12 protein-coding genes are annotated in these 11,853 nt (G+C 71.5%); 3 read left to right on the top strand and 9 right to left on the bottom strand.

All coding sequences use genetic code 11. The features are described from left to right. Window positions 1–148 precede the first annotated feature (148 nt). From ACIGWZ_RS31320 to rimP, 3 genes are all read right to left on the bottom strand, one after another. Window positions 149–427, bottom strand: coding sequence for a YlxR family protein (locus ACIGWZ_RS31320; RefSeq protein WP_400070074.1), 279 nt, complete (start codon window positions 425–427; stop codon window positions 149–151). 122 nt (window positions 428–549) lie between these two features. Then, entirely contained in the window at window positions 550–1,542 is a 993-nt protein-coding gene (nusA, locus tag ACIGWZ_RS31315; RefSeq protein WP_400070073.1) for a transcription termination factor NusA, read from the bottom strand. Window positions 1,543–1,544: 2 nt separating this feature from the next. Then, entirely contained in the window at window positions 1,545–2,057 is a 513-nt protein-coding gene (gene rimP / locus ACIGWZ_RS31310; protein ID WP_400070072.1) for a ribosome maturation factor RimP, read from the bottom strand. A gap of 160 nt (window positions 2,058–2,217) precedes the next feature. Between rimP and ACIGWZ_RS31305 the strand changes: the two genes are divergently transcribed. The 3 genes from ACIGWZ_RS31305 to ACIGWZ_RS31295 are packed head-to-tail and all read left to right on the top strand — an operon-like array spanning window position 2,218 to window position 4,276. Further along, window positions 2,218–2,757: a hypothetical protein gene (locus ACIGWZ_RS31305; protein ID WP_400070125.1), complete on the top strand. Its 540-nt coding sequence runs from the start codon at window positions 2,218–2,220 to the stop codon at window positions 2,755–2,757. A gap of 50 nt (window positions 2,758–2,807) precedes the next feature. Next, window positions 2,808–3,317: a ferritin-like domain-containing protein gene (locus ACIGWZ_RS31300; protein ID WP_400070071.1), complete on the top strand. Its 510-nt coding sequence runs from the start codon at window positions 2,808–2,810 to the stop codon at window positions 3,315–3,317. A gap of 47 nt (window positions 3,318–3,364) precedes the next feature. Continuing rightward, complete coding sequence (locus tag ACIGWZ_RS31295; protein WP_400070070.1) at window positions 3,365–4,276, top strand: aminoglycoside phosphotransferase family protein; 912 nt, start codon at window positions 3,365–3,367, stop codon at window positions 4,274–4,276. A gap of 115 nt (window positions 4,277–4,391) precedes the next feature. Here ACIGWZ_RS31295 and ACIGWZ_RS31290 read toward each other — a convergent pair whose 3' ends face one another. The 6 genes from ACIGWZ_RS31290 to dxr form a co-directional block, all read right to left on the bottom strand. Further along, window positions 4,392–6,101, bottom strand: coding sequence for a proline--tRNA ligase (locus tag ACIGWZ_RS31290; protein WP_400070069.1), 1,710 nt, complete (start codon window positions 6,099–6,101; stop codon window positions 4,392–4,394). A gap of 71 nt (window positions 6,102–6,172) precedes the next feature. Continuing rightward, window positions 6,173–6,727, bottom strand: coding sequence for a GNAT family N-acetyltransferase (locus ACIGWZ_RS31285; RefSeq protein ID WP_400070068.1), 555 nt, complete (start codon window positions 6,725–6,727; stop codon window positions 6,173–6,175). A 96-nt stretch (window positions 6,728–6,823) separates the two neighbouring features. Beyond that, a complete protein-coding gene (locus tag ACIGWZ_RS31280) occupies window positions 6,824–7,669 on the bottom strand; it encodes a GNAT family N-acetyltransferase (protein ID WP_400070067.1) in 846 nt (281 codons plus the stop codon). Between the two features lie 175 nt (window positions 7,670–7,844). Further along, window positions 7,845–9,002: a flavodoxin-dependent (E)-4-hydroxy-3-methylbut-2-enyl-diphosphate synthase gene (gene ispG / locus ACIGWZ_RS31275; RefSeq protein ID WP_400070066.1), complete on the bottom strand. Its 1,158-nt coding sequence runs from the start codon at window positions 9,000–9,002 to the stop codon at window positions 7,845–7,847. A gap of 208 nt (window positions 9,003–9,210) precedes the next feature. Next, window positions 9,211–10,512 (bottom strand): M50 family metallopeptidase, encoded by a 1,302-nt coding sequence (locus ACIGWZ_RS31270; RefSeq protein WP_400070065.1) that lies wholly within the window; start codon window positions 10,510–10,512, stop codon window positions 9,211–9,213. Continuing rightward, window positions 10,509–11,774: a 1-deoxy-D-xylulose-5-phosphate reductoisomerase gene (gene dxr / locus ACIGWZ_RS31265; protein ID WP_400070064.1), complete on the bottom strand. Its 1,266-nt coding sequence runs from the start codon at window positions 11,772–11,774 to the stop codon at window positions 10,509–10,511. The genes ACIGWZ_RS31270 and dxr overlap by 4 nt, the downstream gene beginning before the upstream one ends. Between the last annotated feature and the right edge of the window lie 79 nt (window positions 11,775–11,853).

Genomic DNA, 11,853 nt, shown 5'->3' with positions numbered 1-11,853 from the left:
TCATGGGCGTACTCATCGCGTACTCATCGAGTGCTCATCGCAATCTCGACCTACTTCCGACTCGCGAGGTACCTGACCGCACGGTTTTCCGTGCGCTGTGCGTTCTTGCTGTGCTTCTACCGCTGTGCGTCATAGCCATAACGGCTGCTCAGGGCGCCTCCCGCTCGATGACCCGACGCAATTCCGTCGTGTCGAACGGCCCTGGGCCCCGAAAAGCCCGGGAAAACGCCCGGCGGCGAACCGCCAGATCGAGACAGACCAGTGTCGGGTGCACGTAAGCACCCCGGCCGGGCAGCGTACCGCGCCGATCGGGGGTGCACTCACCCTCGATCGTCACGATGCGCAGCAAATCGCCCTTGGCCGCTCGCTCCCGGCACCCCAGACATGTGCGCTCAGGGCATGCGCGGGCATGCGTCCGGCCAGACACTGCTTAAGTCTACCTCCCCGCGACGACCCGACCCCGATGGGGTAAGGGCCGAACGCCCGCTCAATATTCCCGTCGGCGGCCGCGACACCCCTACGGGGGAGCCGCGGCACCGGCGGTCCGGTTCAGTCCTGCGGAGCCTGCTGCTCGGTATCCGGCCGGATGTCGATCCGCCACCCGGTCAGCCGGGCCGCGAGCCGGGCGTTCTGCCCTTCCTTGCCGATGGCCAGCGACAGCTGGTAGTCGGGAACGGTCACCCGGGCGGACCGGGCCGCCAGATCCACGACCTCGACCTTGCTGACCCGGGCCGGCGACAGCGCGTTCGCCACCAGATCGGCCGGATCGTCCGACCAGTCCACGATGTCGATCTTCTCGCCGTGCAGCTCCGCCATGACGGCGCGCACCCGCCCGCCCATCGGGCCGATGCAGGCGCCCTTGGCGTTCAGGCCGGACCGCGTGGACCGCACCGCGATCTTGGTCCGGTGCCCGGCTTCCCGCGCAATGGCGGCGATCTCCACCGAGCCGTCCGCGATCTCGGGAACCTCCATCGCGAACAGCTTCTTCACCAGATTGGGATGCGTACGCGACAGCGTCACGGACGGCCCGCGCACTCCCTTGACCACCCGCACGACATACGACCGCAGCCGCGTCCCGTGCGCGTAGTCCTCACCGGGGACCTGCTCCTGCACCGGCAGCATGGCCTCCATGCGGCCGATGTCCACCAGGACGTTCTTGGGGTCCTTGCCCTGCTGGACGACGCCGGTGATGACGTCGCCCTCACGCCCGGCGAACTCGCCGAAGGTGATCTCCTCCTCGGCGTCCCGCAGCCGCTGCAGAATGACCTGCTTGGCGGTGGTCGCCGCGATCCGCCCGAACCCGGACGGGGTGTCGTCGAACTCGCGGGGCTCGGCGCCCTCCTCGAGGTCGGCGGGGTCCTCCTTCGCCCACACCGTGACATGCCCGGTGGCGCGGTCCAGCTCCACCCGGGCCTGCCGGCGGCTGCCGTCGGTGCGGTGGTAAGCGATGAGGAGGGCCGACTCGATCGCCTCGACCAGCAGGTCGAACGAGATCTCCTTCTCCCGCACCAGTCCCCGCAGGGCACTCATGTCGATATCCACGGCTACGCCTCCTCCTTGTTCTCGTCGTCTTCGTCGGTCTTCTTGCGGCTGAACTCCAGCTCGACCCGCGCCTTGGCGATCTCGTCGAACTCGACCCGTCGCGCGGTCGGCTTGCGGCCCTTCACACCCGGCACCTCGAGATCCAGCCCCGCCTCGTCCACGGAGACGATCCGCGCGATGAGCTCGCCGCCCTCGTGCAGCTGGGCCTTGATCAGGCGGCCGGTGGCGCGGCGGTAGTGCCGCAGCTCGGTCAGCGGCCGGTCGGCGCCGGGAGAGGTCACCTCAAGGGTGTACGGAGCGCCGCCCATCGCATCGGACTCGTCCAGCGCCTGCGAAACCTCGCGGCTCACCGCGGCGCAGTCGTCCAACTGGACGCCGTCGTCGGAATCGACCACGATCCTCAGCACCCGCCGCTTGCCCGCGGGGGTCACCTCGATCTCTTCCAGATCCAGGTCTCGCGCGGCGACGAGCGGTTCAAGCAATCCGCGCAGCCTCTCGCTCTGGGTGGTGCTCATCCGGGTGACTCCTCGGCCGCGTGTGCTGTTGTGGGTAGGTCGCGTGTCGGGTCAAAGCCTATCGGTTCCGGCGGGGTACTGACGATTCGGTGGCCGGGCACGGATACTCTCGCCAGCGGTGATCACTACGGAAGACCCCGGGAAGTGGAACGTGCCGAACGTGGCGCTCACGCGTAGAAGGACCCTGCTGGCCGGCGCCGCCCTCGGGGGCGCGGCCCTGCTCACCGGCTGTTCCGAGGAACCCGGCCCCGAGCGGGCCGAACACTCCTCGGCCGCCGACCGGCTGCGCCACCGCGCCGCCGATGACAGCACCGCCCTGCTGGCCCGCTACGACGCAACCCTGGCCGCCCACCCCGCACTGGAGTCCGCCCTACGCCCCCTGCGCACCGAAGTCGCCCGCCACGCCGAGGCGTTCGGCCCCGACGGCACCGCCCCCTCCCCCGGCAGCACCCCGCCCCGGGGCACGCCCGCGCACGCCGGCACCGGCGTGTCGGACCGCTCCCCCGCCCCCGCCGGACACTCCGGCCCCCCGGTCCCCGAGGACGAGAGAGCGGCCCGCACGGAGCTGGCCCACGCGGAACGCACCCTGGCCGACCGGCGCACCAAGGCCCTGGCCACCGCCCCACCGGAACTGGCCCGCCTGCTCGCCTCGGTGGCCGCAGCGGGCGCGGCACACGCATATCTGCTGGTGGGGGCATGAGGCCACAGCTGCCGCAGACGCACATCGACCAGCGAAGAGGCGCGCACACCATGACGGGAACGACCCGCGGCAAGGCCCCTGAGAAGACCGCCCGCGAGAGGGAACTGGGGGCGGTCCAGGCGGCCCTGGCGGCCGAGTACGCGGCCGTCTACGGCTACGGCGTGGTCGGGGGCCGCATCGCCCGCGCCCGGCGCGGCGAAGCCCAGGTGGCGTACGACGCCCACCGCGCACGCCGGGACGGGCTGCGCCGCACCGTACGAGACCTGGGCGGCACGCCACCGGCCTCGGCGGCCGCCTACGAGCTGCCCTTCCCGGTCCCGGACGCGGCGGCCGCGGCCCGGCTGGCGGCGGAGCTGGAGGACCGGCTGGCGGCCGTCTACGCGGATCTCGTACGGGCCGCGGAAGGGTCCCGGCGGATGGATGCGGCGGCCGCGCTGCGCGAGGCGGCGGTGCGGTCGGTGCGCTGGCGCGGCAGCGGCGTAGCCTTCCCTGGTCTCGTGGAGCGGGCCGCAGCCGGCGCGCCGTCGAGCTCCGCCGGCGCGCCCTCCGACGCGCTGTGAACGACCGGCCCCCGCGGCCACCGCCCCAGGAGAGGGACAGCTCAGGCATGGCAACGGCACCCATCGAACCGCCGCAGCGGTTGGTGAGTTCGCTGAGCGGCGATCCGGAAGGTCCCGTGCGGGAGTGGCTCGCGGCACTCCCCACGCTGGTTCAGCACCAGCTGGAGGCCTGGGAATTGACGCTGGAACGGGTGGACGCGCCCGGTGGCCGCAGCAGCCTGCTGGCCCTCGTACGGCAGAAGGACGGCACCCCCGCGGCCCTGAAGTTCCCGGCGCCGGGCCGGGCATCGGTCCATGAGGCGGCGGCGCTGGAGATATGGGACGGCTGGGGCGCCGTGCGACTCCTGCGCTCCGACCGCACCGGCGGCGCCCTGCTGCTGGAACGCCTGCGCAGCGCCGTGTCGCTGCGCTCCCTGCCCGAGGCCAAGGCGCTTCTGGAGGCGGCCGGCACGGTCCGCCGTCTCTGGGTCCCCCCGGAGCCGGGCCATCCCTTCGACACGCTGGCCGAGCGCACCGAGCAGGCCGCCGAGGCACTCCGCGCGGCCGGCGCGCTCACCCCCACCGCGGCCCCCCTGGTGGACGAGGCATGCGAGCTGCGCGAGGCGCTCCCCACCACCTCCACCGAGGAGTTCCTGCTGCACGGCGCGTTCCGCCAGGGCAAGGTGCTGGCCGGTGAGCGGGCACCATGGCTGGCGATCGGCCCGTCCCCCGTGGTCGGCGAGCGCGCATACGACCTGGCGGCTCTCGTGCTGGACCGCTTCGAGGACCTGATGGCCGGTTCCGGCGCAACCGCCGCGGCCCGCCGCCGGGTGACGAAACTGGCCGACTCGCTGGACGTGGACCGGGACCGCCTGCGCGGCTGGACGCTCTACCGCGCCGTCGACGCGGGCGTACGGGAAGCGGCAAGGGGAGACCGCCGGCGCGGCGAACTGCTCCTGGAGTTCGCCGCCTGGCTCTGAGGCCGCCCGCCCGCACCGTCACCGGCCCGAGGCGCACCGCACGGACAACAAAAAGTCGGCTGCGGCGGGTCCGGCGGCACACACCGCCGGACCCGCCGCAGCCGACACCTACGCGTCAGGCGCTGAGCCGGGCCACCGCTTCCTCGACGGTCAGCTCCTCGCGCTCCCCGGTGCGCCGGTCCTTGACCTCGACCACGCCCTCACCGGCGCGCCGCCCGGCCACGACGATGGTCGGCACCCCGAGCAGCTCCGCATCCGTGAACTTCACGCCGGGCGACACCCCGGGCCGGTCGTCGACCAGCACCCGCAATCCGGCCGCACCCAGCTGCTCACCGATCTCCAGCGCGAGCTCGGTCTGCTTGGCCTTGCCCGCCGCGACGACGTGCACATCGGCCGGCGCCACCTCGCGCGGCCAGCACAGACCCGACCCGTCGTGCGTCTGCTCGGCGAGAGCGGCCACCGCGCGGGAGACGCCGATGCCGTACGAGCCCATCGTGACGCGGGTCGGCTTGCCGTTCTGCCCGAGGACGTCCAGCTCGAAGGCGTCCGCGTACTTGCGGCCGAGCTGGAAGATGTGGCCGATCTCGATGGCGCGGTCGATCTTCAGCCCCGTGCCGCACTTCGGGCAGGGGTCGCCCGGCTCCACGACGACCACGTCGAGGTAGTCGTCGACCTCGAAGTCGCGCCCGGCGACGACGTTCTTGGCGTGCATCCCCTGCTTGTTGGCGCCGGTGATCCAGGCCGTACCGGGGGCGACCCGCGGGTCGGCGATGTAGCGGAACGCCTTTCCGGCCAGGCCCTGCGGGCCGACATAGCCGCGCACCAGGTCGGGGCGGTCGGTGAAGTCCTCGGCGGTGACCAGCTCGACGGTGGCCGGCGCGAGGTGCTCGCCGAGCTTGCCGAGGTCGACCTCGCGGTCACCGGGCACGCCGACCGCGACGATCTCGCCGTCGACCTTGACCAGGAGGTTCTTCAGCGTCGCGGAGGCCGGCACGTTCAGGTGCGCGGCAAGCAGCTCGATGGTGGGCGTCTCCGGGGTGTCCAGCTCCTCGACGGGGCCGTGGGCGGAGCCGTCGGCCGGCTCGACCTTGACCGTCACGGCCTCCGTGTTGGCCGCGTAGTCGCACGCCGGGCAGTCGACGAAGGTGTCCTCGCCGGCCGCGGCGGGGGCCAGGAACTCCTCGGAGGCGGAGCCGCCCATCGCGCCGGAGACGGCGGAGACGATGCGGTAGTCCAGGCCCAGCCGCGCGAAGATCTTCTCGTACGCCCCGCGGTGCGCCGCGTAGGCCTCCGCCAGCCCCTCGTCGGTGGTGTCGAAGCTGTACGAGTCCTTCATCTGGAACTCGCGGCCGCGCAGCACACCGGAGCGCGGGCGGGCCTCGTCGCGGTACTTGGTCTGGATCTGGTAGAGGATCACCGGCAGGTCCTTGTAGGACGTGCACTGATCCTTGACCGTGAGGGTGAAGATCTCCTCGTGGGTGGGGCCGAGGAGGTAGTCCGCGCCCTTGCGGTCCTTGAGCCGGAAGAGGAGGTCGCCGTACTCCTCCCAGCGGCCGCTGGCCTCGTAGGGCTCCTTGGGCAGCAGGGCCGGCAGCAGGACTTCCTGGCCGCCGATGGCGTCCATCTCTTCGCGGACGATGCGGGAGACGTTCTCCAGGACCTTCTTGCCCAGCGGCAGCCACGTCCAGATGCCGGCGGAGGAGCGGCGGACGTACCCGGCGCGGACGAGCAGCTTGTGGCTGGCGGTCTCGGCGTCGGCCGGGTCCTCGCGCAGTGTCTTGATCATCAAGCGGGACATGCGCTGGACCTGTGCGGCGTTGGCCATGGGAGATTCTCCTGCGTAAGAAAGGTGACTCCCAGGAGGTTAGCCGCACGGGTGTGGAGCAAGGAAATGCGTTACCCGCCGGCGCCTGCGCAGCGCCGTATCAGCGGCAGCGGCGCACCCATCACCGCGTAGGGCGTGGGTGCACTGGGGAACAGCACCCGCCGCGCGATGTCCTGGTAGCCCAGCGACCGGTACAGCCCCCGGGCGGGGCTCTCGACGTCGAGGGCGGAGAGGATGGACCGCGGCTCCTGCGCCTCGTCCGTGATCCTGGTGATCAGTGTCCGGCCGATCCCCCGTCCCTGGTAGGCGGGGTGGACGTGCAGCTCGGTGATGACGAAGGAGTCGTCGAGCCAGTGATCCAGCCGGGCACTGCGCAGATACGGCTCGACGACGGTCGACCACCAGTGGGCGCGGTCGTTGGGCATCCCGTACACGAAGCCGATGAGCCGCCCCGCGGGAGTGGTGGCGCCCAGCGCACGCGCGCCGCGGCAGCCGAGGTGGCGCAGCACGATGTGCCGCCGCACCGCGATCTCGTCATCGCTCAGTCCGAACGCGAGTGCCTGCACCGCGAGCGCGTCATCCACGCGGGCGGCGAGATCGAGAGGGCCGACCGCGACGTCATCCATGGTCGCGAGCGTACAAGGCGGTCCCCCCGGAGGGCACGACCTTGCCGGGCACGATCGCGAAGAGACCGCCCCCGGGCGCGGACGCCGGGGAGACGTTCAGAACAGGACGCTCATGAACGCGCCGACTTCCTCGAATCCCACCCGCCGGTACGAGGCGCGGGCGGCGGTGTTGAAGTCGTTGACGTACAGGCTGACGACCGGCGCGACATCGCTCAGCGCATACCGCAGCACGGCGGCCATGCCGGTCTCGGACAGGCCCCGGCCCCGGTGGGCCGGATCGACCCACACCCCCTGGATCTGGCAGGCCCGGGGCGTGGCGGCGCCGATCTCGGCCTTGAAGATGACCTTGCCGTCCTCGATCCGGGCGAAGGAGCGGCCGGATCCCACCAGCTCGGCGACCCGCGCCTGGTAGAGCAGCCCGCCGTCGCCGGCCATCGGGGAGATGCCGACCTCTTCGGTGAACATGGCCACGCACGCCGGCATGATCGTGTCCATCTCGTCCTTGCGGATCCGCCGGACGTGAGGATCGGGCGCGATCTCGGCGGACGGTGCGGACGTGACCATCAGCGGCTGGCGGGCCCGGACCTCCCTGGCCGGCCCCCAGTGCGGTTCCAGCAGCGACCACAGCTCGGCGGTGGGTCCCGCGGGCCCCACGATGGAGGAGCACCGCCGTCCCTGCCGGCGCGCCCGCTCCGCGAAGCCGTGGACGGCCTCGGTGGTGGCGCAGACCGGCACGAGGTTGGCGCCGGCGTAGCAGAGGGACTCCAGCCGCCCGCCGACGTACCAGCCCCACATCTCGCCGCCGAGTCGCCAGGGGTCCAGTCCGGCGATCTGTACGCGGGCGGCGACGAATGCGTTGGCGACCGGGTCGCGGTCCAGGACCGCGAGGGCGTCATCGAGCTCCCCGGGCTCGAGGACCTTGATGGTGGTGGTCGTCAGCACGTGTCGGAAAGCCTCACCGTTACGGGCCTGGGAGGCCAGGCGGGAGCAGGTCTTGGCACTTTACCTCCCCCCGCGCGGGAGCACCCGGCCCGCTGCGGGGACCGCCGGCCGCGGAGGCGCGCGAGCCCCGCGGCCCGGGTGGGGCGGCGGGGCTCGGCGGTGGTGGTACGGAAGGTCAGCCGGCGGCGGAGACGACCGGGGCGCCGGACTCGACGCCGTCCTTCTCCATCTGCTCGGCGATCTTCAGCGCCTCCTCGATCAGCGTCTCGACGATCTTCGACTCCGGCACGGTCTTGATGACCTCGCCCTTGACGAAGATCTGGCCCTTGCCGTTGCCGGAGGCGACGCCGAGGTCGGCCTCGCGGGCCTCGCCGGGGCCGTTGACGACACAGCCCATGACGGCGACGCGCAGCGGCACCTCCATGCCCTCCAGGCCGGCGGTGACCTGGTCGGCGAGCTTGTAGACGTCGACCTGGGCGCGGCCGCAGGAGGGGCAGGAGACGATCTCCAGGCGGCGCTGCTTGAGGTTGAGGGACTCCAGGATCTGGAGGCCGACCTTGACCTCCTCGGCGGGCGGCGCGGACAGCGACACCCGGATCGTGTCGCCGATGCCCTCGCTGAGCAGCGCGCCGAAGGCGACGGCCGACTTGATCGTGCCCTGGAAGGCGGGGCCGGCCTCGGTGACGCCCAGGTGGAGCGGGTAGTCGCACTGCGCGGCCAGCTGCCGGTAGGCGTTGACCATCACGACCGGGTCGTTGTGCTTGACCGAGATCTTGATGTCGCGGAAGCCGTGCTCCTCGAAGAGGGACGCCTCCCACAGCGCGGACTCGACCAGCGCCTCCGGCGTCGCCTTGCCGTACTTCTGGAGCAGGCGGCGGTCCAGGGAGCCGGCGTTGACGCCGATGCGGATCGGGGTCCCGGCGTCGGCGGCCGCCTTGGCGATCTCCTTGACCTTGTCGTCGAACTGCTTGATGTTGCCCGGGTTGACGCGGACCGCCGCACATCCGGCGTCGATCGCGGCGAAGACGTACTTCGGCTGGAAGTGGATGTCCGCGATGACCGGGATCTGCGACTTCTTCGCGATGACCGGGAGCGCGTCGGCGTCGTCCTGCGTGGGGCAGGCGACCCGGACGATCTGGCAGCCGGAGGCCGTCAGCTCGGCGATCTGCTGGAGCGTCGCGCCGATGTCGGACGTCCGCGTGGTCGTCATCGACTGCACCGAGACCGGTGCGTCTCCGCCCACGGCGACCGAACCGACGTGGATCTTGCGGCTGACCCGGCGGTCGGCCAGCTTGGTCGGTACGTCCGGCATTCCCAGCGCAATGGCAGTCATCTGACGAGCAACCCCAAGGTGTGGATCAAGGTCCCGAATTTCGGCGGGCTCCGGCTTCCGAGATTACGGCACACGGGTTGCCGTGAGCACATCGCTCCCCTGAGGCCCCCCGAAAGGAGACGGCCGGGCACCTCCAAACGCCACGGAGGTGCCCGGCCGTCGCCAAACCCGCTTTCCGGCCAAACACGCGGTCCGGCCGGAAGCGCCGTCAGGTCAGTTTCACCGGATTCACCACGTCGGCGACGAGCACCAGCAGGGTGAAGCAGATGAAGATCCCGGCGACGACATACGCGACCGGCATCAGCTTGGCGACGTCGAAGGGGCCGGGGTCGGGCCGCTTGAAGACCTTGGCGAAGGCCCGGCGGACGGCCTCCCAGGCGGCGCCGGCGATGTGGCCGCCGTCCAGCGGAAGCAGCGGCAGCATGTTGAACAGGAACAGCGAGAGGTTGAAGCCGGCGACCAGGAAGAGCATGGTCGCCACCCGCTGCTCCGGCGGGATGTCGAGGGAGAAGACCTCGCCGCCGACCCGCGCCGCGCCGACCACACCCATCGGAGAGTCCTGCTTGCGCTCGCCGCCGTTGAACGCGGCGTCCCACAAATCCGGGATCTTGGCGGGCAGGTGGACCAGCGAGGCGACGCCCTGCTCGACCATGTTGCCCATCCGGTCGACGGACTGGCCGAAGGACTGCTGGACGACGCCGCTGGCCGGCGTGAAGCCGAGGAAGCCGGCGGTGACGAACTCGCCGGGGACGTACCCGCCGTGTCCGTCGGTCTTGGCGACCTTGTTCTCTATCAGGTCGGCGTGGAGCGTCGTCCGGGCGCCGTGCCGCTCGACGACGATCGTGGCGGGCCCGGTGGTGTCACGGATCTGCCCCTGGAGGGCGTCCCAGTCCGGTACCGCCTGCCCGTTGAACGAGACGATCTTGTCGCCGGCCTTCAGGCCCGCCGCCTTGGCCGGGGAGTCCTTGGCGGCCTTGGGGCACTTGTCGGTCTTGGCCGAGGCCGAGATCACACAGTCGGAGACGGACCCGACCTGCGTCGTCTGCGTATTGATGCCGAAGCCCATCAGCACGCTCATGAAGATCACGACCGCGAGGATCAGATTCATGAACGGCCCGGCGAACATCACGATGATGCGCTTCCAGGGCTTGCGGGTGTAGAACAGCCGCTTCTCGTCGCCGGGCTGGAGCTCCTCGAAGGCCGCCGAGCGGGCGTCCTCGATCATGCCGCGGAACGGCGAGGTGGAGCGGGCCTGCAGCTTTCCGTCGTCGCCGGGCGGGAACATCCCGATCATCCGGATGTAGCCGCCGAGCGGGACGGCCTTGATGCCGTACTCGGTGTCGCCCTTCTTGCGGGAGAAGATCGTCGGCCCGAATCCCACCATGTACTGCGGCACGCGGATACCGAACATCTTGGCCGTGGAGAGGTGGCCGAGTTCGTGCCAGGCGATGGAGAAGAGCAGGCCGACGACGAAGACGACTATGCCGAGGATGGTCATCCAGGTCGTCATGCGCGAGCCTCCGAAGGTGTCCGTGCCGCACGGGCGGCCAGTTCACGGGCGCGAGCGCGCGCCCAGGTTTCCGCCTGCAAGACGTCCGCCACGGTCAGGGAGGTTCCCTGCGCCGGGACCCCGTGCTCGGCGACCACTTCGCCGACCGTATCCACAATCCCCGTGAACGGCAGCCCGCCGCTGAGGAACGCATCCACGCATTCCTCGTTCGCCGCGTTGAAGACGGCGGGCGCGGTGCCGCCGAGATCACCCACATGGCAGGCGAGCGCGACGGACGGGAAGGCCTGCGCGTCGAGCGGGAAGAACTCCCAGTTCCGGGCCTGCGTCCAGTCCACGCCGGGTGCCGCGTCCGGGACGCGCTCGGGCCAGCCCAGCCCCAGCGCGATCGGCATGCGCATGTCGGGCGGGCTGGCCTGGGCCAGGGTGGAACCGTCGGTGAATTCCACCATCGAGTGGATATAGGACTGCGGATGGACCACGACCTCGATGCGGTCGAAGGGGACGTCGAACAGCAGATGCGCCTCGATGACCTCCAGGCCCTTGTTGACCAGGGTCGCGGAGTTGATGGTCACGACCGGGCCCATGGACCAGGTGGGGTGGGCGAGGGCCTGTTCGGGGGTCACATCGGCCAGTTCGCGCTTCGTACGGCCGCGGAAGGGGCCGCCGGAGGCGGTGACGACGAGCTTGCGGACCTCGGCGCGGTCGCCGCCGGCCAGTGCCTGGAAGAGCGCGGAGTGCTCGGAGTCGACGGGGATGATCTGGCCGGGCGCGGCGACGGCCTTGACCAGCGGGCCGCCGACGATCAGCGATTCCTTGTTGGCGAGCGCGAGCACCCGGCCGGCCTTGAGGGCGGCGAGGGTGGGGGCGAGGCCGATGGAGCCGGTGATGCCGTTGAGGACGGTGTGGCAGGGCGAGCCGGCGAGCTCGGTGGCGGCGTCGGGGCCCGCCAGGACCTCCGGCAGCGGCTCCCCGGTCCCGTAGCGGTCGGCGAGGGCCTCGCGCAGGGCGGGGACGGCGTTCTCCCGGGCGACCGCGACCGTGCCCACCCGCAGCCGGTGCGCCTGGTCTGCGAGCAGGTCCACCCGGCCGCCGGCCGCCGAGAGGGCGGTCACGCGGAAGCGGTCGGGGTTGCGCAGCACGATGTCGATCGCCTGCGTGCCGATCGAACCGGTCGAGCCGAGGATCACGATGTCACGCGGTCCCGCCGGATCGCCGGCGGCCGGCTCGAAGCGCAGGTGCGGATGTGCGAGGGAGTCCGTCATGCGGTCCATTGTTGCCGGTCGGCGGCGCTCCTCGTACGGGGGACCCGGAGGCCGCCCGTACGAGGCCGCGGGCCGGCCG

This window comes from Streptomyces sp. NPDC053427, from assembly GCF_044544985.1.
In the GTDB taxonomy this organism is placed as follows: domain Bacteria; phylum Actinomycetota; class Actinomycetes; order Streptomycetales; family Streptomycetaceae; genus Streptomyces.
The sequence above is the reverse complement of the archived record's forward strand: the minus strand, read 5'-3'. Positions and strand labels throughout refer to the sequence as shown.

Bases quoted from the DNA above. Each gene is read 5' to 3' on its own strand.
- rimP (WP_400070072.1), bottom strand. From the start codon at position 2,057: ATGAGCACCACCCAGAGCGAGAGGCTGCGCGGATTGCTTGAACCGCTC.
- ACIGWZ_RS31300 (WP_400070071.1), top strand. From the start codon at position 2,808: ATGACGGGAACGACCCGCGGCAAGGCCCCTGAGAAGACCGCCCGCGAG.
- ACIGWZ_RS31295 (WP_400070070.1), top strand. From the start codon at position 3,365: ATGGCAACGGCACCCATCGAACCGCCGCAGCGGTTGGTGAGTTCGCTG.
- ACIGWZ_RS31290 (WP_400070069.1), bottom strand. From the start codon at position 6,101: ATGGCCAACGCCGCACAGGTCCAGCGCATGTCCCGCTTGATGATCAAG.
- ACIGWZ_RS31285 (WP_400070068.1), bottom strand. From the start codon at position 6,727: ATGGATGACGTCGCGGTCGGCCCTCTCGATCTCGCCGCCCGCGTGGAT.
- ispG (WP_400070066.1), bottom strand. From the start codon at position 9,002: ATGACTGCCATTGCGCTGGGAATGCCGGACGTACCGACCAAGCTGGCC.
- ACIGWZ_RS31270 (WP_400070065.1), bottom strand. From the start codon at position 10,512: ATGACGACCTGGATGACCATCCTCGGCATAGTCGTCTTCGTCGTCGGC.
- dxr (WP_400070064.1), bottom strand. From the start codon at position 11,774: ATGACGGACTCCCTCGCACATCCGCACCTGCGCTTCGAGCCGGCCGCC.